23 protein-coding genes and 1 pseudogene are annotated in these 21,941 nt (G+C 64.1%); 13 read left to right on the top strand and 11 right to left on the bottom strand.

Annotated features, from left to right (window positions below):
- The first annotated feature begins 5 nt into the window (after positions 1-5).
- The gene (locus tag ACIQUS_RS16440) at positions 6-1,181 is read left to right on the top strand and encodes an MFS transporter (protein ID WP_403048402.1); all 1,176 of its coding nucleotides are present in this window, start codon (positions 6-8) and stop codon (positions 1,179-1,181) included.
- A 10-nt stretch (positions 1,182-1,191) separates the two neighbouring features.
- On the opposite strand, the gene arfB is transcribed toward ACIQUS_RS16440, so the two are convergent.
- From arfB to ACIQUS_RS16405, 7 genes and pseudogenes are all read right to left on the bottom strand, one after another.
- On the bottom strand, positions 1,192-1,605 hold the full coding sequence (gene arfB, locus ACIQUS_RS16435) for an alternative ribosome rescue aminoacyl-tRNA hydrolase ArfB (RefSeq protein WP_403048400.1): 414 nt from the start codon (positions 1,603-1,605) through the stop codon (positions 1,192-1,194).
- A 132-nt stretch (positions 1,606-1,737) separates the two neighbouring features.
- Positions 1,738-3,159 (bottom strand): amino acid permease, encoded by a 1,422-nt coding sequence (locus ACIQUS_RS16430; RefSeq protein WP_403048398.1) that lies wholly within the window; start codon positions 3,157-3,159, stop codon positions 1,738-1,740.
- Positions 3,160-3,803: 644 nt separating this feature from the next.
- Positions 3,804-4,889, bottom strand: coding sequence for a 23S rRNA pseudouridine(2605) synthase RluB (gene rluB, locus ACIQUS_RS16425; RefSeq protein ID WP_403048396.1), 1,086 nt, complete (start codon positions 4,887-4,889; stop codon positions 3,804-3,806).
- Positions 4,890-5,052: 163 nt separating this feature from the next.
- A pseudogene (scpB, locus tag ACIQUS_RS16420) lies at positions 5,053-5,817 on the bottom strand (SMC-Scp complex subunit ScpB); the annotation flags it as partial.
- Positions 5,818-5,829: 12 nt separating this feature from the next.
- Positions 5,830-6,528: a segregation and condensation protein A gene (locus ACIQUS_RS16415; RefSeq protein WP_403048515.1), complete on the bottom strand. Its 699-nt coding sequence runs from the start codon at positions 6,526-6,528 to the stop codon at positions 5,830-5,832.
- A 128-nt stretch (positions 6,529-6,656) separates the two neighbouring features.
- A complete protein-coding gene (locus ACIQUS_RS16410; RefSeq protein WP_403048394.1) occupies positions 6,657-7,286 on the bottom strand; it encodes an L-threonylcarbamoyladenylate synthase in 630 nt (209 codons plus the stop codon).
- Between the two features lie 13 nt (positions 7,287-7,299).
- A complete protein-coding gene (locus tag ACIQUS_RS16405) occupies positions 7,300-8,163 on the bottom strand; it encodes a PHP domain-containing protein (protein ID WP_403048392.1) in 864 nt (287 codons plus the stop codon).
- Between the two features lie 66 nt (positions 8,164-8,229).
- Between ACIQUS_RS16405 and ACIQUS_RS16400 the strand changes: the two genes are divergently transcribed.
- The 6 genes from ACIQUS_RS16400 (at position 8,230) to ACIQUS_RS16375 (ending at position 12,276) form a co-directional block, all read left to right on the top strand.
- Positions 8,230-8,838: a septation protein A gene (locus ACIQUS_RS16400; protein WP_403048390.1), complete on the top strand. Its 609-nt coding sequence runs from the start codon at positions 8,230-8,232 to the stop codon at positions 8,836-8,838.
- A gap of 1 nt (position 8,839) precedes the next feature.
- Positions 8,840-9,139, top strand: coding sequence for a YciI family protein (locus ACIQUS_RS16395; protein WP_403048388.1), 300 nt, complete (start codon positions 8,840-8,842; stop codon positions 9,137-9,139).
- Positions 9,140-9,256: 117 nt separating this feature from the next.
- Positions 9,257-9,658, top strand: a complete 402-nt coding sequence (locus tag ACIQUS_RS16390; RefSeq protein ID WP_403048386.1) for a translation initiation factor 2 — start codon at positions 9,257-9,259, stop codon at positions 9,656-9,658.
- 7 nt (positions 9,659-9,665) lie between these two features.
- Positions 9,666-10,343 (top strand): response regulator transcription factor, encoded by a 678-nt coding sequence (locus ACIQUS_RS16385; RefSeq protein WP_403048385.1) that lies wholly within the window; start codon positions 9,666-9,668, stop codon positions 10,341-10,343.
- A gap of 119 nt (positions 10,344-10,462) precedes the next feature.
- Positions 10,463-10,876, top strand: a complete 414-nt coding sequence (locus tag ACIQUS_RS16380) for an LTXXQ domain protein (RefSeq protein WP_403048383.1) — start codon at positions 10,463-10,465, stop codon at positions 10,874-10,876.
- 65 nt (positions 10,877-10,941) lie between these two features.
- Positions 10,942-12,276: an ATP-binding protein gene (locus ACIQUS_RS16375; RefSeq protein ID WP_403048381.1), complete on the top strand. Its 1,335-nt coding sequence runs from the start codon at positions 10,942-10,944 to the stop codon at positions 12,274-12,276.
- A 110-nt stretch (positions 12,277-12,386) separates the two neighbouring features.
- Here ACIQUS_RS16375 and ACIQUS_RS16370 read toward each other — a convergent pair whose 3' ends face one another.
- Positions 12,387-12,944 (bottom strand): nitroreductase family protein, encoded by a 558-nt coding sequence (locus ACIQUS_RS16370; RefSeq protein ID WP_403048379.1) that lies wholly within the window; start codon positions 12,942-12,944, stop codon positions 12,387-12,389.
- Between the two features lie 100 nt (positions 12,945-13,044).
- On the opposite strand from ACIQUS_RS16370, the gene ACIQUS_RS16365 reads away from it, so the two are divergent.
- On the top strand, positions 13,045-14,499 hold the full coding sequence (locus tag ACIQUS_RS16365) for a TrkH family potassium uptake protein (RefSeq protein ID WP_403048377.1): 1,455 nt from the start codon (positions 13,045-13,047) through the stop codon (positions 14,497-14,499).
- Here the strand turns inward: ACIQUS_RS16365 and ACIQUS_RS16360 are convergent.
- The gene (locus tag ACIQUS_RS16360) at positions 14,493-15,548 is read right to left on the bottom strand and encodes an AraC family transcriptional regulator (RefSeq protein WP_403048375.1); all 1,056 of its coding nucleotides are present in this window, start codon (positions 15,546-15,548) and stop codon (positions 14,493-14,495) included. The genes ACIQUS_RS16365 and ACIQUS_RS16360 overlap by 7 nt on opposite strands.
- Before the next feature lie 160 nt (positions 15,549-15,708).
- Here ACIQUS_RS16360 and ACIQUS_RS16355 point away from each other — a divergent pair, with 160 nt between their 5' ends.
- Both ACIQUS_RS16355 and ACIQUS_RS16350 read left to right on the top strand, forming a co-directional pair.
- Entirely contained in the window at positions 15,709-16,020 is a 312-nt protein-coding gene (locus ACIQUS_RS16355; protein WP_403048373.1) for an Mpo1-like protein, read from the top strand.
- Between the two features lie 97 nt (positions 16,021-16,117).
- Entirely contained in the window at positions 16,118-16,711 is a 594-nt protein-coding gene (locus ACIQUS_RS16350; protein WP_403048371.1) for an HD domain-containing protein, read from the top strand.
- 1 nt (position 16,712) lies between these two features.
- On the opposite strand, the gene ACIQUS_RS16345 is transcribed toward ACIQUS_RS16350, so the two are convergent.
- The gene (locus ACIQUS_RS16345; protein ID WP_403048370.1) at positions 16,713-17,531 is read right to left on the bottom strand and encodes a UDP-2,3-diacylglucosamine diphosphatase; all 819 of its coding nucleotides are present in this window, start codon (positions 17,529-17,531) and stop codon (positions 16,713-16,715) included.
- A gap of 136 nt (positions 17,532-17,667) precedes the next feature.
- On the opposite strand from ACIQUS_RS16345, the gene ACIQUS_RS16340 reads away from it, so the two are divergent.
- Together ACIQUS_RS16340 and ACIQUS_RS16335 are read left to right on the top strand one after the other, a co-directional pair.
- Positions 17,668-18,432, top strand: a complete 765-nt coding sequence (locus ACIQUS_RS16340; RefSeq protein ID WP_403048368.1) for an AraC family transcriptional regulator — start codon at positions 17,668-17,670, stop codon at positions 18,430-18,432.
- Positions 18,433-18,509: 77 nt separating this feature from the next.
- On the top strand, positions 18,510-19,391 hold the full coding sequence (locus tag ACIQUS_RS16335) for a DMT family transporter (RefSeq protein ID WP_403048366.1): 882 nt from the start codon (positions 18,510-18,512) through the stop codon (positions 19,389-19,391).
- A gap of 3 nt (positions 19,392-19,394) precedes the next feature.
- Here ACIQUS_RS16335 and ACIQUS_RS16330 read toward each other — a convergent pair whose 3' ends face one another.
- Positions 19,395-19,679, bottom strand: coding sequence for a SelT/SelW/SelH family protein (locus tag ACIQUS_RS16330; RefSeq protein WP_403048363.1), 285 nt, complete (start codon positions 19,677-19,679; stop codon positions 19,395-19,397).
- Positions 19,680-19,749: 70 nt separating this feature from the next.
- Between ACIQUS_RS16330 and ACIQUS_RS16325 the strand changes: the two genes are divergently transcribed.
- Complete coding sequence (locus ACIQUS_RS16325; RefSeq protein WP_403048362.1) at positions 19,750-21,939, top strand: patatin-like phospholipase family protein; 2,190 nt, start codon at positions 19,750-19,752, stop codon at positions 21,937-21,939.
- The last annotated feature ends 2 nt before the right edge of the window (positions 21,940-21,941 follow it).

Raw genomic sequence — 21,941 nt, 5'->3', positions numbered from 1 at the left:
TCCCCATGCCTGACTCACCGCGCCCCCTTGCGGTCACCCTGCAAGTTGTCTCCATCGTCCTGTTCACCTTCATCGGTTACTTGAATATCGGCATTCCGCTGGCGGTACTGCCTGGCTATGTCCATGACGACCTGGGCTTTGGTGCCGTGGTGGCGGGGCTTGTGATCAGCGTGCAGTACCTTGCCACCCTGCTCAGCCGCCCGACCGCCAGCCGCATCATCGACAACCTGGGCAGCAAGCGTGCCGTGATGTACGGTCTGGCCGGATGCGGCCTGAGCGGCGTGTTCATGCTGCTGTCCGCCAGCTTGCAGTCCGCGCCCTGGGCGAGCCTGGCCAGCCTGCTGGTCGGTCGCCTGGTGCTGGGCAGTGCCGAGAGCCTGGTGGGGTCGGGGTCCATTGGCTGGGGGATCGGGCGGGTGGGCGCCCAGCACACTGCCAAGGTGATTTCCTGGAACGGTATCGCCAGCTATGGCGCACTGGCCATCGGCGCGCCACTGGGCGTGCTGCTGGTACAACGGTTCGGTTTATGGAGCATGGGCGCCAGCATTGTGGTGCTGTGCCTGCTGGGCTTGCTGCTGGCCTGGCCGAAGACGGCCGCGCCCGTGGTGACCGGTGAGCGCCTGCCGTTTATGCATGTCCTGGGCCGGGTGTTCGGCCATGGCTCCGCGCTGGCCCTGGGCTCGATCGGTTTTGGCACCATCGCCACCTTCATCACCCTCTACTACGCCAGCCACGCCTGGAACAACGCGGCACTGTGCCTGAGCCTGTTCGGTGCCTGCTTCATCGGTGCACGCCTGTTGTTCGGCAACCTGATCAACCGCATCGGCGGTTACCGGGTAACCATCGCCTGCCTGACGGTGGAAGCCCTGGGCCTGCTGATGCTCTGGCAGGCCCCCAGCGCCGAACTGGCCCTGGCCGGCGCGGCCCTGAGCGGCTTCGGTTTCTCGCTGGTGTTTCCGGCACTGGGCGTTGAAGCGGTCAATCTGGTGCCTGCCGCCAACCGCGGCGCGGCCGTGGGTGCCTACTCACTGTTCATCGACCTGTCACTGGGGATCACCGGACCGCTGGCAGGCGCAGTCGCCGCCGGGTTCGGCTTTGCGTCGATCTTCGTCTTCGCTGCCGGCGCCGCCCTCTGTGGCTTGCTGCTGAGCCTCTACCTGTACCGCCAGGACCGCAGGTAGTCACCGCACCTCAGTAGTCGACCTTGCCGCGACCGGCCTTGATCGCGCCGCGCTTGCTCTTGGTCTCCAGCCGCCGGGTTTTCGAACCCAGGGTCGGCCGGGTCGGACGACGTGCCTTCTCGACCTTGACCGCCGCCAGGATCAATTCGCGCAGACGCTCCAGCGCATCGGCACGGTTCTGTTCCTGCGTGCGGTACTGCTGCGCCTTGATGATGATCACCCCGTCGCGGGTAATGCGACTGTCGCGCAGTGCCAACAGGCGTTCCTTGTAGAACGGCGGCAAGGACGAGGCCTGGCTGTCGAAGCGCAAGTGCACGGCACTGGAGACCTTGTTGACGTTCTGGCCCCCGGCGCCCTGGGCGCGGATCGCCGTCAGCTCGATCTCGTCGTCCGATATCTGTACGGCATTCGATAGTTGCAACATCACACACCCTTCGGGGAAAACAAGCTGGATACCCCCCAGGATACCCCGCTCGACGGCTCGGGCACCCTGGAGATCCTCCACCTGTAAATGAAAACGCCCCGAGGACCGGGGCGTTTTTTACAACCGTTGCACTCAGCGCTTGAGCGAAGCCGCTGGGTTGGCTGCAGCGGCTTTGCCGCGATTGCTCTTGAGGCTGTAGCACACGCCCATCACCAGCAGCCAGACCGGAATGGCATAGACCGACAACTGGATGCCCGGGATCTGCAGCATGATGCCCAGGATCAGCACCACGAAGGCCAGGCAGATGTAGTTGCCGTAGGGGTACCACAGTGCCTTGAACAGCGGCTTCTGGCCGGTCTTGTTCATGTACTGGCGGAACTTGAGGTGCGAGTAGCTGATCATCGCCCAGTTGATCACCAGGGCAGCCACCACCAGCGACATCAGCAGCTCCAGGGCGTGCTGCGGCACGAAGTAGTTGAGCAGCACCGCCACCAGGGTCACGGCAGCCGAGGCCAGGATCGAGCGTACCGGCACACCGCGCTTGTCGATCTTCGCCAGGCCCGCCGGGGCATCGCCCTGCTCGGCCATGCCGTAGAGCATGCGGGCGTTGCAGTAGGTGCCGCTGTTGTAGACCGACAGCGCCGCGGTCAGGACCACGAAGTTGAGGATATGCGCAGCCACATCGCTACCCAGCAGCGAGAACACCTGGACGAACGGGCTGGCGCCGTAGGTACCGCCGGCAGCGTCCAGGCTGGTCACCAGGCTGTCCCATGGGGTCAGCGACAGCAGGACCACCAGGGCACCGATGTAGAAAATCAGGATGCGGTAGATGACCTGGTTGATCGCCTTGGGGATCACGGTTTTCGGCTTGTCGGCCTCGGCTGCGGTGAAACCGAGCATTTCCAGGCCGCCGAAGGAGAACATGATGATCGCCAGGGCCATGACCAGGCCACTCACGCCATTGGGGAAGAAGCCGCCGTGTTCCCACAGGTTGCTGACCGAAGCCTGCGGGCCGCCGCTGCCGCTGACCAGCAGGTAGCTGCCCAGGGCGATCATGCCGACGATGGCCAGGACCTTGATGATCGCGAACCAGAACTCGGCCTCGCCGAATACCTTGACGTTGGCCAGGTTGATCGCGTTGATCAGGATGAAGAAGGCTGCTGCCGAGGCCCAGGTCGGGATCTCCGGCCACCAGTAGTGAACGTACTTACCGACTGCGGTCAGCTCCGACATGCCGACCAGGATGTACAGCACCCAGCAGTTCCAGCCCGACAGGAAGCCGGCGAAACCGCCCCAGTATTTGTGGGCAAAGTGACTGAAGGAACCGGCCACCGGCTCTTCGACGATCATCTCGCCGAGCTGGCGCATGATCATGAAAGCGATGAAGCCGCAGATCGCGTAGCCGAGAATCATCGACGGACCCGCCGATTTCATCACCCCGGCCGACCCCAGGAACAACCCGGTACCAATTGCGCCGCCCAGGGCGATCAACTGGATATGGCGATTTTTCAGGCCGCGTTTCAGCTCGCCTGAATGTGTGTTTTGTCCACTCATGAACGAAGTCACCTGCTTGTTTTTATCTGTGACGGAATCGGACCCACCACGCTCGTGGCGCGGCGGAATTAACAAGGTGGTTACCTTGAGGGTCTTGACCAACTGCTACCCGTCCAGGGCAGTAGCCGTGGGCGAATCAGCCGGGTGTCAGCAAGAGTGCGCGGTACGCATTGGGGTCACAGGTAAAACGCGGCGCATTGTATACCCCTGAAGACGCGCAGGGGTCAACACGTTGCGTGACTGTCTGACGACAAAACGCACCGGTCCTGAGGAAGGGATCTAGCCTGGGGGGGTAATCGGCGTACATGGCGCCTCCATTTGTTCTTATTGAATGCCCGGCTCTCCGGCCCTGGCTTTGCACACGGCAATGGCGCACATCTCACCGCTCCAGCGGCCTGCGGGCAAGCACTTGACGTGTACGGAAACAGCCCTGGCCCGGGCATTGCGGAAAGATTTGTTTACAGTCACAGCGATTGACGGAAGGCACCGGGCATCCGGGGAGCACTTGTAACGTTTTATTTACGAGGCGGTGCAAAAACCTGCCAATGCTTCCTTGGGCTCGCGTAAGGCCCGGTTTTTAAAGGTAAAAAAAAGCCAACCCGAAGGCTGGCTTTTTGTTTTACCTGCTCCCCAGGAGCGGGCTATTACGAACGAGGCTTGCCCGGACGCTTGGGTGCCGGCTTGCCACGCTTGTTCATCTCGCTTGGACGTTCAGCCACGGTACTGCGACCCCGACCGGCATCCTTGCGCGGCGCTTCGCCACGCGGCTGACGTGCGGGACGCTCGGCCTCGCCACGCGGCTGGCGGGCAGGCGCCTCGGCGGTGCCGGCGTCCTTGGCCGGACGCAGCGTGCGTACGCGCTCGCCACGGCCCAGCGGACGGGTGGACTTGCGCTGCAGGCGCTCCAGCTTGTCCTTGGACTTGTGGTTGAGCACCGGCATGGCCACCGGGGTCAGGCCCACTTCGGCCGCCAGGATGTCCACTTCCTGCTGGCTCATTTCGCGCCAGCGGCCCATTGGCAGGTCGGAGTTGAGGAACACCGGACCGAAACGCACGCGCTTCAGGCGGCTGACCACCAGGCCCTGGGATTCCCACAGACGACGTACTTCACGGTTGCGGCCTTCCATCACCACGCAGTGGTACCAGTGGTTGAAGCCTTCACCGCCCGGCGCTTCCTGAATGTCGGTGAAACGCGCAGGGCCGTCTTCGAGCACGACACCGGCCTTGAGGCGGGCGATCATGTCTTCGTCGACTTCGCCGCGCACGCGCACGGCGTACTCGCGGTCCATCTCGTAGGACGGGTGCATCAGACGGTTGGCCAGCTCACCATCGGTGGTGAACATCAGCAGGCCAGTGGTGTTGATGTCCAGGCGACCGATATTGATCCAGCGGCCTTCTTTCGGCCGTGGCAGGCGATCGAACACGGTCGGACGGCCTTCCGGGTCGTCACGGGTGCAGATCTCGCCGTCGGGCTTGTTGTACATGATCACCCGGCGCACGGTCTCGGCGGACTCTTCACGCTTGATCAGGCGACCGTCGACGGAAATCGCGTCATGCAGGTCGACACGCTGGCCGAGGGTGGCATCGACGCCATTGACCTTGATCCGGCCCTGGCTGATCCAGGCCTCGACATCGCGGCGCGAGCCCACGCCGATACGCGCGAGCACTTTTTGCAGCTTCTCGCCTGATGGCGGCAGTGGCTGGGTTTCTTGCAGGTCTTTATCACTCATCTGGGCACCTCCCGGTGTAGGAATGGAAAACTGGCTTGGCGCACACGCGCCAAAAGGGTCGCGAATCATACGCCGATCGCGACCGGAGCGCACCTGAGACTAGTCGATCTCGTCAAAATTGCCGGCACTTTCCGCCCGAAGGCCGGCGCTATTGCCGGGGTGTCTCGGGTTCGACTTCCAGCGGCTCGCTGGCGTCCTCGGCCGCAGGCTCGTCGAGCAGGTCGTCAAAATCGGTCTTGAGTCCCTCTTCCATGGCATCCAGCTCGGTCAACAGGGTGCGGAAGCTGGTTTCCTCCGGCGCGGGCTCAGGTTCGGCGCTGGCGTCGGCCAGGGCCTGCAGGTGGGCGGGTACCGGGGCATCGTCCAGGTCCAGCAGCGGTGCAGGCTCGGGCTCCATCTCACGCAACTCGGCCAGCGGTGGCAGTTCGTCGAGGTTCTTCAGGTTGAAATGGTCGAGGAACGCCTTGGTCGTGGCGAACATCGCCGGCTTGCCCGGCACTTCCCGGTAACCGACGATTCGAATCCACTCGCGTTCGAGCAGGGTCTTGATGATGTTGCTGTTGACCGCAACGCCGCGCACGTCTTCGATCTCGCCACGGGTGATGGGCTGGCGGTAGGCGATCAACGCCATGGTTTCCAGCAGGGCGCGGGAGTAACGCTGCGGGCGTTCTTCCCACAAGCGCCCGACCCAGGGCGCGTAGTCCTCGCGGATCTGCAAGCGATAGCCGGACGCCACCTCCTTGAGTTCGAAGGCGCGGCCGCTGCAGGACTTGCGCAGCACCTCCAGGGCCTTCTTGAACACCGCAGGCTCCGGGCGTTCGGCTTCCTCGAACAGTTCGAAGAGGCGTTCCAGGGACTGCGGTTTACCCGAAGCCAGCAGAAAGGCTTCGAGCAGGGGCGCCAGGTCGCGCGGGTCATTCAGGTTCATGGCGTTACTTGCTTACTCGACGCGGGCGCGGACGTGGATCGGCGCAAAGGGTTCATTTTGCACCAGTTCGATCAGGGATTCCTTCACCAGTTCGAGAATGGCCATGAAGGTCACCACGACGCCGAGCTTGCCTTCCTCGGCAGTGAACAGTTCGACGAAAGGCACGAAACCACCGCCCTTGAGGCGTTCGAGCACTTCGCTCATGCGCTCGCGGGTCGACAGTGCCTCGCGGCTGACCTGGTGGCTTTCGAACAGGTCGCCACGGCGCAGCACCTCGGCCATGGACACCAGCAGCTCTTCCAGGCAGACCTGCGGCAACAGCTTGCGCACCTTGGCCTGCGGTGCATCCAGGCGTGGCACCACGACCTCACGGCCGACCCGGCTCAGGCCATCAATGCCTTCGGCTGCGGCCTTGAAGCGTTCATATTCCTGCAGGCGGCGGATCAGCTCGGCGCGCGGGTCGCCCTCTTCTTCCTCGACCTCAGCCGAACGCGGCAGGAGCATGCGCGACTTGATCTCGGCCAGCATCGCGGCCATCACCAGGTACTCGGCGGCCAGTTCCAGGCGCACGGTTTTCATCAGCTCGACATAGCCCATGTACTGGCGGGTGATTTCCGCCACGGGGATGTCGAGAATGTCGACGTTCTGCTTGCGGATCAGGTACAGCAGCAGGTCCAGCGGGCCTTCGAAGGCCTCCAGGAACACTTCCAGGGCATCCGGCGGGATGTACAGGTCCACCGGCATCTCGGTCAGGGCCTGGCCGTAGACCAGCACCAGCGGCAGCTCCTGCTGGGCGCCTGCTTGCGGGTCGATGACCGGTTCGCTGGTCGGTGCCTGGCTCACGCTTCGACCATGAAGGGTGCAGGGTCGCCACAGCCGACGCGGATCACTTCCGGCTCGTCGCCGGTCAGGTCGATCACGGTGGACGCCTTGAGGTCGCCGAAGCCGCCATCGATGATCAGGTCGACGTGGTGTTCGAGGCGCTGGCGGATCTCATAGGGATCGGTCATCGGTTCCTCGTCCCCCGGCAGGATCAGGCTGACGCTCATCAAGGGTTCGCCGAGTTCCTCCAACAGCGCCAGCAGGATGGGGTTCTGCGGCACGCGCAGGCCGATGGTGCGGCGTTTCTCGTGCAGCAGCAGCCGCGGTACTTCGCGGGTGCCGTTGAGGATGAAGGTGTAAGGTCCCGGCACATGGGCCTTGAGCAGGCGGAACGTGGAGGTATCGATCTTGGCGAACAGTCCCATTTGCGACAGGTCGCAGCAGATCAGCGTGAAGTTGTGGCTCTTGTCCAGCTGGCGCAGGCGGCGAACCCGTTCCACCGCATTCTTGTCACCGATCTGGCAGCCCAGGGCGTAGGCCGAGTCGGTGGGATACACCACCACCCCACCCTTGCGGATGATCTCGACGGCCTGTTTGATCAGGCGCAGTTGCGGGTTCTCCGCATGAATCTGGAAAAATTGACTCACATTCTCTTCCTGGTCAGACGGCCGCGATAGGCTGCTCATGTTTGAATCGACGCCACAGCGGTGGCAGGTCCTCCGGCAATGGCCGGTAGGCACCGATCTCGCCCCAGGTGCCTGGGCCATGGAAATCACTGCCGGCGCTGGCCAGCAGACCGAACTCACGGGTGAGGATGGACATGGTCCCCACCTGCTCGGCCGGCATCATCCCGTTGACCACTTCCAGTGCCTGGCCGCCTGCTTGAATATAGTCGGCAATCAGCCGGCGGCGCTTGCTGCGTGTTAATTCATAGTGCATCGGATGGGCCAGACTGACCCAGGCATCGGCATTGCGCAGGGTCTGCACGGTGTCGTCCAGGCTCGGCCAGTGCAATTTGACATCGCCCAGCTTGCCGGCACCCAGCCACTTGCGAAACGCCTCGGCGCGGTCTCGGACGTGGCCTGCACGCACCAGGTACTCGGCGAAATGCGGGCGCGCCGGGGCATTGCCGCTGTCGCCCAGCTCCTGCTGGATGGCCCGGGCACCGTCCAGCGCGCCGGGCATGCCCTTGAGGCCCAACCGTCGGTCGATTTCTTCGGCGCGCAACCAGCGGCCACGGTGCAACGACTCGATCGCTTCCAGCAACGGGGCGGCGTCGAGGGCGAAGTTGTAGCCCAGCACATGGATGGTCGCGCCCCCCCAGGTGCACGACAACTCCACCCCGCTGACCCACTGCATGCCCAGCGCCTGGGTGGCGGCGCGGGCCTCGAGCTGGCCGTCGAGGGTGTCGTGGTCGGTCAGCGAGAGCATCCGCACGCCGTGCTCATGGGCCCGGGCGACCAGTGCCGTTGGCGTCAGGGCGCCGTCGGAGGCCGTACTGTGGCAGTGCAGGTCAACATTCATAGGTGGCGCTTTCGCTGTCTTTGATGTTTGTTATTATGCCGTCACATCCTGCTTCTGGCTGCCACTGTGAAACAATTCATCGATTTCATCCCGCTGCTCCTGTTCTTCATCGTCTACAAGCTTGAGCCCCGTGCCGTCGAATTCGCCGGCCACAGTTTCGAACTGGGCGGCATCTACAGCGCCACGGCCATGCTGATCCTCAGCTCCCTGGTGGTCTACGGCGCCCTGTTCATCCGCCAGCGCAAGCTGGAAAAGGGCCAATGGCTGACCCTGGTCGCCTGCCTGGTGTTCGGTGGCCTGACCCTGGCCTTCCACAGCGAAACCTTCCTCAAGTGGAAGGCACCGGTGGTCAACTGGTTGTTCGCCCTGGCCTTTGCCGGCAGCCATTTCGTCGGCGACCGGGTGCTGATCAAGCGCATCATGGGGCATGCCGTCAGCCTGCCCGAGATCGTCTGGAGCCGCCTGAACCTGGCCTGGATCGGCTTTTTCCTGTTCTGCGGCGCGGCCAACCTGTTCGTTGCCTTCACCTTCCAGGACATCTGGGTCGACTTCAAGGTGTTCGGCAGCCTGGGCATGACCGTACTGTTCCTGGTGGCCCAGGGCGTTTACCTGTCGCGCCACCTGCACGACACCGACGCCACCACGCCGCCCTCAACCCCGAAGCAAGAGGACTGACATGCTCTACGCCATCATCGCCAGCGACGTTGCCAACTCCCTGGAAAAACGCCTGGCCGCCCGTCCGGCGCACATCGAACGCCTGCAACAGCTCAAGGCCGAAGGTCGCGTAGTGCTGGCCGGCCCGCACCCGGCCATCGACAGCAACGACCCGGGTGAAGCCGGCTTCAGCGGCAGCCTGATCGTCGCCGAGTTCGACTCCCTGGCCGCTGCGCAGGACTGGGCCGATGCCGATCCGTACATTGCCGCCGGTGTCTACGACAAGGTCGTGGTCAAGCCGTTCAAGCAAGTCCTGCCCTGATCCGCTGCACGCGGTGCGCCACCGGGCGCACCGTTCCCGCCCTTTACCTTCGCAGTTGCTCATTATTCTCGTCTGCCAGCCGACAACCTGCTGAATCGACAAGAATCAGGAGTTCCCATGCGTCAAGGTCCGTTGTCCCTGTTGCTGTGCCTGTTGCTGCTGAGCCCACTTGCCCAGGCTGAGGAACCGACCGCCAGTACCCCACTGTCGCTCAGTGCCGGCAGCCAGATCACCGACTTGCAACAACGCCTGAAGGAAAGCGAGCGCCTGCGCGAAGCGCTGACCCAGCAATTGCACAACACCGACAGCGAACGCGAAAGCGCCCAGCTGACCCGCCTGCGCCAGGAGAACCAGCGCCTGAAGCTGGCCATCAAGGAACTGCAGGCCAGCGCCCCGACCCGACTGATCACCGACCAGCAGCAATGGTTCCTGATTGGCGGCGCAGTTGCCCTGTTGGCCGCACTCTGCGGTATCTTTGCCAGCGGCGGACACAGAAAGCGTCGGCAATGGTTGAATTGAGTGAGTCATGAGCGAGCTGTTACTGATTGATGATGACGAGGAACTCTGCGAGCTGCTGGGCAGCTGGCTGACCCAGGAAGGATTCGTGGTGCGTGCCTGTCACGATGGCCAGAGCGCGCGCAAGGCCCTGGCCACGCAGGCACCGGCCGCCGTGGTACTGGACGTGATGTTGCCCGATGGCAGCGGCCTGGAGCTGCTCAAGCAACTGCGTAGCGAGCATGCCGACCTGCCGGTGCTGATGCTCTCGGCCCGTGGCGAGCCTCTGGACCGTATCCTCGGCCTGGAACTGGGCGCCGATGATTACCTGGCCAAACCTTGCGATCCGCGCGAGCTTACCGCCCGCCTGCGCGCCGTGCTGCGCCGCAGCCACCCCAGCACCCCGCCCAGCCAGCTGGAAATCGGCGACCTGTGCTTCAGCCCGGCACGTGGCGTGGTCAGCATCGACCAGCACGAGCTGACCCTGACCCTCTCCGAAAGCCGCATCCTCGAAGCCCTGCTGCGCCAGCCGGGCGAACCACTGGACAAACAGGAACTGGCACAGCTCGCCCTGGGCCGCAAGCTGACCCTGTACGACCGCAGCCTGGACATGCACGTCAGCAACCTGCGCAAGAAAATCGGCCCGCACCCCGATGGCCGTCCGCGCATCGTCGCCCTGCGCAGCCGCGGCTATTACTACAGCCTGTAATGTCAGTAATGCGAGTAGGCATCTTTACCCAAGCTTTACGCTTGCCTGACCGCCGTTGACCTTGATCTCCCTAGACTGGGCACATCCGGTAATCACCGGCCCCTGAAAGGAGAGACACCATGCGCAAGACCCTTATCGCCCTGATGTTCGCTGCCGCACTGCCGACCGTCGCCATGGCCATGCCAGAAGACGGCTCGCGCCATGGCGATCACCACCGCGGTGGAGCGCCTTTCGCCCAGCTGGACCTGAGCCGTGAACAGCGCCAGCAGATCGGCAAGCTGATGGGCGAGCAGATGAAGAGCCGTCAGGAAATCACCCAGCGCTACCTGGAAAAACTCCCGGCAGCCGATCAGAAAGCCCTGAAGGACGAACTGCAGGCCAAGAAGGACAAGACCCAGGCCGACATCCGTGCCCTGCTCAAGCCCGACCAGCAGAAGAAGTTCGACGAACTGAAGAAAGAACAGGATGCCCGCAGCGCCGAATGGAACGAGTTCAAGGCCTGGAAAGCTGAAAAAGCCACCAAGGCCCAGTAAGCTGTCAGCCACCCGCCCGACCTGCCCCCCGGCAGGCCGGGCTTTTGCCGTTGAAGGAGCCTCCCTTGCGTTCATTGTTCTGGCGCATCCTGGCCAGTTTCTGGCTGGCCATTGCCCTGGTCGCCGGCCTGTCGATCCTGCTCGCGCACATGCTCAACCAGGATGCCTGGATCCTCAGTCGCCACCCGGGCCTCAATACCCTGGCGCAGAAGTGGACCCAGCGATACGAACAGGAAGGACCGGACGCGGCGCAGCACTTTCTTGAACGGCGCAAACGCCACTACAACATCGATGTGCAGGTGCTCAACGACAGCGGCGACGCCGTGGTCCCCGGCACCTTCCCGCGGCGCGCGGCCGTCTTCGAGGCGCGCCGCAACAACGACGAGCGTCGCCTGCCCTGGCGGCGGCTGACCGAGGAATACACCAGCCCCGAGAGCGGTGAAACCTACCTGCTGATTTATCGCATTCCGCACCCGGAGCTGGACGCCTGGCACCGCGACAGCCTGCTCTGGCCGCTGAGTGCCCTGGGGATTGCCCTGGTGGTGCTGACCCTGTTCAGCCTGATGGTGACCCTCTCCATCACCCGCCCGCTGAGCCGCCTGCGCGGCGCGGTGCACGACCTGGGCCAGACCAGTTACCAGCAGAACAGCCTGGCGCGCCTGGCCAACCGCCGCGATGAGTTTGGCGTGCTGGCCAATGACTTCAACCGCATGGGCGCACGACTGCAGAGCCTGATCGGCAGCCAGCGTCAGCTGTTGCGCGACGTGTCCCATGAATTGCGCTCGCCCCTGGCGCGCCTGCGCATTGCCCTGGCCCTGGCCGAGCGGGCCGAGCCTGAACAACGTCAGGCGTTGTGGCCACGCCTGACCCGTGAGTGCGACCGGCTCGAAGCGCTGATCAGCGAGATCCTGGTGCTGGCCCGGGTCGATGCCGAGCAGGCGCGGGCCGAGCCAGTGGACCTGGATGCCGTGCTGCAGAGCGTGCACAAGGATGCCCAGCTCAGTGCGCCGGAACAGGATATCCAGTTGCGCCACGACAGCGGCCTGAGCCTGCAGGGCTGGCCGACGCTGGTCGAGCGGGCGCTGGACAACCTGCTGCGCAACGCCCTGCGCTTCAACCCGCCAGGGCAGCCGATTGAAATCAGCGGTGTACGCGATAACGACCGTATCGTGCTCAGCGTGCGTGACCATGGCCCCGGGGTGGCCGATGAACACCTGGCCCAGCTGGGCGAACCTTTCTTCCGCGCCCCCGGCCAGAGCGCCGCGGGCCATGGCCTGGGCCTGGCGATTGCGCGCAAGGCGGCGGAGCGGCATGGGGGGAATTTGAGCCTGGCCAATCACCCTGAGGGGGGATTCGTGGCACGTCTGGAGCTGCCATTGGCCGGGCCGGGCAGTGCCTGATTTAGATGCGGGGAGCCTCTATCGCTGGCTTTGCCAGCTCCCACAAGGGCCAATGCCGGCCACCGATCTGTGGGAGCCGGCGATGAGGCCGGCACAGCCGCTACAAAACCTTACTCGCCCCAGGCACTGACAAAGTCGGCGGTCGCCAGCACCGGTGCGGTGCGTGGCTCGCTGTGCGGGGTACCGAGATAGAGGAAACCAATGATCTCTTCACCTTCGGCCAGTCCCAGCCCCTTGGCCACATGAGGGTTGTAGGCCAGGTCACCGGTACGCCACATCGCCCCCACACCCTGGGCATAGGCCGCCAGCAGGATGCCGTGGGCAGAACAGGCTGCCGCCAGGCGCTGCTCGGACTGGGGAATCTTGAAGTGATCCTGCAAGCGGGCGATCACCACCACCAGCAGCGGCGCCCGCAGCGGCATGGCCCGGGCCTTGTCCAGCGCCGCGTCACTGGTTTCGCCTTTGGCCTTCACCGCCTCGGCGAACAGTTCTCCGAGTTTTTCCCGCGCTGCCCCCTCGATCGTCAGGAACCGCCAGGGCCGCAACTGGCCATGGTCCGGGGCGCGCAAGGCGGCCTGGAACAAGGCCTCACGCTGCGCGGCATTGGGTGCAGGCTCCACCAGGCGTGGTACGGAAACACGGTTGAGCAATGCGTCGAGAGCCTCCATCGGCTACCCCCTGAATAGAAATGTGCAGCTATTCTAGCGTTTACTTAAAAAGGTCCATAGGTAGAATGGCGCCCTTCCGAACCGAGTCAGAGCAGATCACATGGCGTTGCCGACTTTAAGGACTATTGGTTTCATCATCGGCATCTTCCTGATCACCCTTGCGATCAGCATGGTCGTGCCCATGGCCACCCTGGTGATCTTCGATCGCACCGGCGACCTGCCGTCGTTCCTCTGGTCGAGCATGATCACCTTCATCGCAGGCCTTGCCCTGGTGCTCCAGGGCAAACCCGAGCACGTGCACCTGCGCCCGCGTGACATGTACCTGCTGACGGTCAGCAGCTGGCTGGTGGTGTGCGTCTTCGCAGCCCTGCCGTTCCTGCTGACCCAGCACATCAGCTACACCGACGCCTTCTTCGAAAGCATGTCCGGGATCACCGCCACCGGCGCCACGGTGCTCAGCGGCCTGGACACCATGTCGCCGGGCATCCTGATGTGGCGCTCGTTGCTGCACTGGCTGGGCGGTATCGGTTTTATCGCCATGGCCGTGGCGATCCTGCCGTTGCTGCGCATCGGTGGCATGCGCCTGTTCCAGACCGAGTCCTCGGACCGCTCGGAAAAAGTCATGCCCCGCTCGCACATGGTCGCCAAGTCGATCGTGGCGGTATACATCGGCATCACCGCCGTGGGCAGCCTGGCCTTCTGGTGGGCGGGTATGAACACCTTCGACGCCATCAACCACGCCATGTCGGCGATTTCCACCGGTGGTTTCTCCACCTCCGACCAGTCCCTGGCCAAGTGGCAGCAACCGGCGGTGCACTGGGTCGCGGTGGTGGTGATGATCCTCGGCAGTCTGCCCTTCGCCCTCTATGTCTCCACCGTGCGCGGCAACCGCAAGGCGCTGATCAAGGACCAGCAGGTTCAGGGCCTGCTGGCCATGCTGCTGGTGACCTGGCTGGTGCTGGGCACCTGGTACTGGGCCACCACCCAGCTGCACTGGCTCGACGCCCTGCGCCACGTGGCGCTGAACGTGACCTCGGTGGTCACTACCACGGGCTTTGCCCTGGGTGACTACAGCCTGTGGGGCAACTTCTCGTTGATGCTGTTCTTCTACCTGGGCTTCGTCGGTGGCTGCTCCGGCTCGACCGCCGGCGGCATCAAGACCTTCCGCTTCCAGGTCGCCTACATCCTGCTCAAGGCCAACCTCAATCAGCTGATCCACCCGCGTGCGGTGATCAAGCAGAAGTACAACGGTCACCGTCTGGACGAAGAGATTGTCCGCTCGATCCTGACGTTCTCGTTCTTCTTCGCCATCACCATCTGCGTGATCGCCCTGCTGCTGTCCCTGCTGGGGGTCGACTGGATGACCGCCCTGACCGGCGCCGCCAGCACCGTGTCGGGTGTTGGCCCGGGCCTGGGTGAAACCATCGGCCCGGCCGGCAACTTCGCCAGCCTGCCGGATGCGGCCAAGTGGATCCTGGCCGCCGGCATGCTGCTCGGCCGCCTGGAGATCATTACCGTGCTGGTCCTGTTCATGCCGGCATTCTGGCGTCACTGACCGGCAATCACGCCCTGTGACTGGGGTGCCTGGGCGGCGACACCTGCGCCCAGGCGCAACCGGTACTCCCCAGGGGTGACATCGAACCAGCGGCGAAACGCCCGGAAAAAATTGCTCGGGTCGGCAAACCCAAGCAGGTAGGCGGTTTCCAGCAAGGTCATGTTCGGTTGCGCCAGGTACTGCTCGGCCAGTTCCCGGCGGGTATCGTCGAGCAAGGTCTGGAAACTGGTGCCCTCTTCCTGCAGGCGCCGCTGCAAGGTGCGCTGGGACAGGTGCAGGGACTGGGCCACGGTCTCGCGCTTGGGCTCGCCCTGGGGCAGTATCCGGCACAGCACCTGGCGGGCACGGTGGGTCACCCGGCTTTCGGAAAACCGCGCCAGGTATTCACCGGCAAAACGGTCATGCAACGTGGCCATGGCCTCGTTGGCCGTGGGCAGCGGCGCTTCCATGTCGGCGCGCTCGAACACCAGCGCATCATAGGGCGCACCGAACACCAGCGGCGCGTGGAAGGCGGTCTTGTAGGGCGCAAGGTCCGCCGGCTGTGCCCCCTGGATCAGCACCCGCCGGGGCTGGATCACCCGCCCGCTGAGCCAGCTGCACAATGACAACGCACACGCCAGCGAGGCTTCGGCGCTGTGCCGGGTCGGTGGCAGGTGGTCGCCATGAACGGTCAGGATCAGGGCATAGCCGTCCGGCTCCAGGCGAAAACTCAAGTCCGAGCTTTCGGCGATGATGCGCTGGTAACGCACCAGACGCTCGAAGCCTTCGGCCAGGGTACGGCTCGACATCAAGGCATAGCCGACCACATGGAAGGACGCCGGGCGCACCACCCGCGCCATGTTCAGGCCGATGGCCTGGTTGCCGGACAGATCGACCGCCAGTTGCCACAGGCGGGTCATCGAATCCTGGGTAAAGCGGGCGTCGGGGTCGTCCAGCGCGGCGAAATCAAGGCCGAGCTGTTTGAACATGGCACGGCAGTCCAGCCCTTCCAGCTCGAGTGCCTTGACGATCCCTGATGCCCAGCTTGCTGACGTGGTTCTCTCGCTCATGGCTGGCTTCTTATGTTCGAACTGTCCGCTCCTGCGGCGAACTCAAAGGATAGTCAATTGGCGCCTATTGTCACTGCCCTGTCGTGTCACTCACTCTAGACTCGGATCAGGCTCCACGCCGTGTATCTTCGTCAGCATCGACAGACACAGGAGCAGCGTCGTGAACAGTCCTCAGCAATTTCGCAGTTTTGCCGAGTTCTATCCCTTCTACCTGGAAGAACATCGCAACCCCACCTGCCGTCGCCTGCACTTCGTCGGTACCAGCCTGGTCATCGCCCTGCTCGCCTATACCTTGGCCAGTGGCCAGTGGGCCCTGCTGCTGGCAGTGCCTGTCGCCGGCTACGGCTTTGCCTGGATCGGCCACTTCTTTTTCGAGAAGAACCGCCCGGCCACCTTCAAACATCCGCTCTACAGCCTGATCGGCGACTTCGCCATGTACCGCGACATGCTGCGCGGCAAAGTGTCCTTCTGATTTCGGCCTGCAAGGTCAGCAAGCCGTCCTCGGCAGCCACTGTTCCGACAGGCGGTCACGCTACAGTGGTTTTGCCTACCGCAACCCTGGAGCGCCGATGAACCAGCAGGCCCGTTTCACCCACATGCAGGATGGCACCCAGCAGGACTGGGCGATCATCGCCAGTGACTTCAGGACCTATGCCAGCCAGCTGGCCGAGCGCATCCTGACCCACCTGCGCCTGCTCGACGGTGATTTTGGCGGCTTTCCCATCGACCGCCTGAGCCACTCGCTGCAAACCGCCACCCGCGCCTGGCACGACGGGCGCGACGAGGAATATGTAATTTGCGCGCTGCTGCATGACATCGGCGACACCCTGGGCAGCTATAACCACCCGGACATCGCCGCCGCCATCCTCAAGCCCTTCGTCAGTCCGGAAAACCTGTGGATGGTGGAGAAGCACGGCATCTTCCAGGGCTATTACTTCTTTCACCACCTGGGCATGGATCGGCATTTGCGCGAGCAGTTCCAGGACCATCCGCAGTACCAGCAGACCATCGAATTCTGCGCGCGCTACGACGCCGCCGCCTTCGACCCGGCCTACGACAACCTGCCCCTGAGCTTTTTCGAGCCCATGCTCAAGCGCCTGTTCGCCCAGCCGCGCCAGTCGATCTACAAGGCCGCCCTGCAGTCAATGACCGACAACGCCTGAGTCAACCCGGTCCGGCCAGCTCCAGTCCCGCCAGCTGCCGGGCCTGGCGCGCCTGGTCATCGGCCAGGCGGTAGAGTTCGATGGTGCCGTCCCAGTGTTCGATCAGCGCCGTGCAAGACTCGACCCAGTCACCACAGTTGAGGTAGTCCACTTCACCGACCTTGCGGATTTCGGCGTGGTGAATGTGCCCGCAGACCACACCATGAAAGCCGCGTTTGACGCACTCATGGGCGATCGCCTCCTCGAAGTCGCTGATGAAGCTGACCGCCGACTTGACCTTGTGCTTGAGGTAGGCCGACAGCGACCAGTAACCATAGCCATAACGGGCGCGCCAATGATTGAGCCAGCGATTGAGGGTCAGGGTGAACTCATAGGCCGAGTCGCCCAGGAACGCCAGCCAGCGGTGGTAACGGGTGATGACATCGAACTGGTCGCCATGGATGACCAGCAGGCGCCGACCGTCCGCAGTCAGGTGCTCGGCTTGATCGACCAACTGGATATTGCCCAGCACCAGCTTCGAATAGCGCCGCAGGAACTCGTCGTGATTACCGGTGACGTAGATCACCTCGGTACCGCGCTTGCTCATGGTCAGCAGGCGGCGGATCACGTTGCTGTGCGCCTGCGGCCAGTACATGCCGCTGCGCAGCTTCCAGCCATCGATGATGTCGCCGACCAGGTAGATGCGGTCGGTGTGGTAACCCTTGAGGAACTGCGACAGGTGCTCGGCCTGGCAGTCCCGGGTACCCAGGTGCACATCGGAAATCCACACGGTGCGCACGCGCTGCTTGCGCGACGGTTTGACAAGCTCGGCATGGCTCATGGGCAGGCTCCGGGGTGGTTTTTTCGAGCGTGCCAGCGGGCAATGAAGCGCAGGTGACCAAATAGCGTCCATCCGATGACATGCCGGCGGCCTGCCTCACCCTGTACACTGCCGGCACTGCCTGGAGGATTCGGCAATGAGCAGCGCCTCGATACTTTCCCTGCGCCACTACCGTCACGACCTGATTGCCCACAGCCACGAGCACCCACAGTTGGTGTTCGGCCTGCGTGGGCAGCTGGAGTTCGAGGTCGACGGTCGGGGCGGCCAGGTCGATCGCCAGGGCCTGATGGTGGTGCCCGCTGGCGCTCACCATAGCTGCGGCAGTCCCGGCGGCAGCCATTGCCTGGTGCTCGATGTGCCAGGCGACACCTGGCTGGCCCACAGCCTGGGCGCCCATGCTGCGGCCAGCCAACGCCTGCTCGAACAACCCGGACCGCTGAACCTGGACAGCCGCCAGCAACAACTGGTCGACTGGCTGGCGGCAAGCCCGGTGGCCGACCCGTTGATCGCCCAGCAAGGCGCCGTGCTGCTGCTGGCCAGCCTGAGCCAGGCAAGCCCGGCCGCGGTGGTGCACAAGGTGCTGCCCTATACGGCCTTCGACGCGCATATCGACCAGTATGCGGCCTACCCCTTGCAGGTCGCGGACCTTGCGCGCCTGGCCGGCCTGTCCAGCGCCCGCCTGCACGCACGCTTCATCAGCGAAGCCGGTGTCACGCCCATGGACTACATCCGCCAGCGTCGCTTGCTGCAGGGGCGCAGGCTGCTGGTGGAGACGGACCTGGCCATCGGCGAAATCGCCAGCCGGGTCGGCTACAGCTCACAGAGTGCCTTTTCCGCCGCCATGCTCAAGGCCTTCGGCTGCTCGCCCCGGGCCCTGCGGCGCGAGTCTGGCGACAACTGACGCGAGGAACGCGACAGACAGCCACGGCCACCGCTTCGTACACTGGCCGGGCTGCCCTGCCTCTATCAAGGATCACCATGAACCACCGTACCGCTCTCGGTGCCCTGCACATCGGCGCACTGTTCTTCGGCCTGACCGGCGTCTTCGGCAAGCTGGCCCAGGCCGCCCCTTCGCTCATCGTCTTCGGTCGCGCCGCCTTTGCCGTGCTGGCCTTGGGGATTTTCGCCCGCTGCGCCGGCAAAGGCTGGCAGGCACTGCAGGGCCAGGACTGGCGCCGTTTGGTGCTGGGCGGCGTGCTGCTGGCCGGGCACTGGGTGAGTTTTTTCATTGCGGTAAAGGTCGCCGGCGTGGCCATCGCCACCCTGGGCTTTGCCAGCTTCCCGGCCTTCACCGTGATTCTTGAAGGCCTGCTGTTTCGCGAGCGCATTCGCAGCAACGAGATCATCCTGGTACTGCTGGTGAGCATCGGCCTGGTGCTGGTCACCCCAGACTTCGACCTGGCCAGCCAGGCCACCGGCGGCCTGCTCTGGTCCCTGTTGTCGGGCCTGTTGTTCTCGCTGCTGTCGCTGACCAACCGGGCTTCGTCCGGGCGCATACCGGCGGTGCAGGCCGCCTTGTGCCAGAACGCGGTGGTCGCCCTGTGCCTGTTGCCCGCCGCAGCGCCGGCACTGGGTGAAGTGGCGCCCATGGACTGGTTGTGGATCGGCCTGCTCGGGGTGTTCTGCACGGGCGTGGCCCACAGCCTGTTCGTCGCCAGCCTGGCGGTGATCAAGGCGCGCACCGCAGCGGTGGTGTTCGCCCTGGAGCCGGTCTACGGCATCGCCATGGCCTGGTTGATCTTTGCCGAGACGCCTACCCCGCGGATGTTGCTGGGCGGTGTGTTGATCATTTTCGCGATCGTCATCTCCAGCCGCCTGGCGGCCGGCAATGCCGACAAGAGCGTCGCCGCCACCGGCTGAAGATCAGGGCCGGTCGCTGTGCCCCAGGTCGCGCTGCGGGTCGATCTGGTCGCGAACCCGCTGCTTGAGCACCTTGGCTTCCGGGAAGCCACCATCGGCCTTGCGCTCCCAGATCTGCACGCCGTCACAGGTAATCCGGAAAGTGCCACCGGTGGCGGGTTCCAGGGCGACCCGGGCCAGATCGTCGCTGAAGGTACTGAGCAGTTCCTGGGCCAGCCAGGCAGCGCGCAGCAACCACTGGCACTGGGTGCAATAGGTAATGACGATTTCGGCTTTGGGCGTATTCATGGGGTAACAGGTTCCTGACAGGCGGTCGTGCCTATACTAGCGGTCTTTAGCCTTAGCTCCGAGAGTCCTGATGCACCGCCTGCTGTTGAGTCTGTTGCTGCTCGTCGTTTCCTTCCCGCTGCTGGCCGCCGAGCCGCCCCGACCGAAAGTCGGCCTGGTGCTATCCGGTGGCGCCGCCCGTGGCCTGGCCCACATCGGCGTGCTCAAGGCCCTGGAAGAACAAGGCATCAAGATCGACGCCATCGCCGGTACCAGCATGGGCGCGGTGGTCGGTGGCCTGTATGCCTCCGGTTACAAGGTCGATGAGCTGGAAAAACTGGCCCTGGGCATCGACTGGCAACAAGCCTTGTCCGACGCGCCACCGCGCAAGGACGTGCCGTTCCGGCGCAAGCAGGATGACCGCGACTTCCTGGTCAAGCAGAAGCTGAGCTTTCGTGACGACGGCAGCCTTGGCCTGCCCCTGGGGGTGATCCAGGGGCAGAACCTGGCGCTGATGCTGGAAAGTATGCTCGCCCATGTCAGCGACACCCGCGACTTCGACAAGCTGCCGATCCCCTTCCGTGCCGTGGCCACCGACATCGCCAGCGGCGAAAAAGTGGTGTTCAGCCGCGGCCACCTGCCCCGAGTGATACGCGCCAGCATGTCGATCCCGGCGGTGTTCGCCCCGGTCGAACTGGACGGCCGGTTGCTGGTCGATGGCGGCATGGTCGACAACATCCCGCTGGATGTGGCGCGCGAGATGGGTGTGGACGTGGCCATCGTCGTCGATATCGGTACGCCGTTGCGCAGCCGCGACCAATTGACCTCCGTGGTCGATGTACTCAACCAGTCGATCACCCTGATGACCCGGCGCAACTCCGAAGAACAACTGGCCGCCTTGCACCGCGACGACATTCTGGTCCAGCCGTCACTGGCCAGCTTCGGCGTTACCGACTTCGGCCGCGCCCAGGAAATGATCGACGCCGGCTACCGCGCCGCCCGCGCCCTGGACCCGCGCCTGGCGGCGCTCAAGCAGCCTGATGACAGCGATGAAGAACTCAGCGCCGCGCGCTCGCCCAGCCAGCGCACGCCGGTGATCACCGCCATCCGCATCGAAAACGACTCCAAGGTCAGCGACGACGTGATCCGTTTCTATATTCGCCAACCCATCGGCGAACCCCTGGAGCTGGGCCGCCTGCAGACCGACATGGGTACCCTGTACGGCCTCGACTACTTCGACCGGGTGCAGTACCGGGTGGTGCACAAGGGCAAGGACAACACCCTGGTGATCAATGCCCTCGGCCGTCGCGGCGGCACCGACTACCTGCGCCTGGGCCTGAACCTGTCCGATGACATGCAGGGTGACAGCGCCTTCAACATTGGCGCCAGCTACCGCATCAACGGCATCAACCAGCTGGGCGCCGAGTGGTTGACCCGGGCGCAGATCGGCGATCAGCAAGAGCTGTACAGCGAGTTCTACCAGCCGCTGGATGCCGGCTCGCGTTACTTCGTCGCGCCTTACCTGGCCCTCGGCTCGCAGAACATCGAAGCGACACTGGACGACGACCCGATCGCCGAATACCGCCTGGAGCGCTATGGCTTCGGCCTGAACCTGGGGCGCCAGATCGGCAACAGCGGCGAGGTGCGCTTCGGCGTCGGCCAGGCCTGGGGCAATGCCCAAGTGCGCATCGGCGACCAGGACCTGCCCAGGTTCAACTTCAGTGAAGGCTTCTACGAGCTCAGGTACTCCTTCGATACCCTGGACAACGTCTACTTCCCCCACAGCGGCGAAGACATCAGCCTGGGCCTGCGCCAGTTCGAACCGGACCTGGGCTCGGACCAGCGTTACCGGCAGTGGGAGTTCAAGCTGGACAAGGCCCTGAGCAGCGGCCCCAATACCTGGGTACTCGGCGCCCAATACGGACGAACCCTGGATGACGCCGAGGTGGTCACCTCAAGCTTTGTCCTGGGCGGCGCCCGGCAGTTGTCGGGCTTTCGCCAGGACTCGGTGTCCGGACAGAACATGAGCCTGATGCGCATGGTCTACTACCGCAGGCTGACGCCACGGGCCTATCTGCCGCTGGACTTCCCGCTGTACCTGGGCGGGTCGCTGGAGCGTGGCCGGGCCTGGAACAATGACAACGACTTCGACAGTGGCTACATCAATGCAGCCAGTGTCTTCATCGGCTTCGAGACCCCCCTGGGGCCGCTGAACTTCAGCTATGGGGCCAACAGCGAGAATCAGAAGGCGTTGTACCTGAACCTGGGCCACACCTTCTGAGG

Origin of the sequence: Pseudomonas sp. NPDC090755, assembly GCF_044769005.1 — a bacterium.
In the GTDB taxonomy this organism is placed as follows: domain Bacteria; phylum Pseudomonadota; class Gammaproteobacteria; order Pseudomonadales; family Pseudomonadaceae; genus Aquipseudomonas.
The sequence above is the reverse complement of the archived record's forward strand: the minus strand, read 5'-3'. Positions and strand labels throughout refer to the sequence as shown.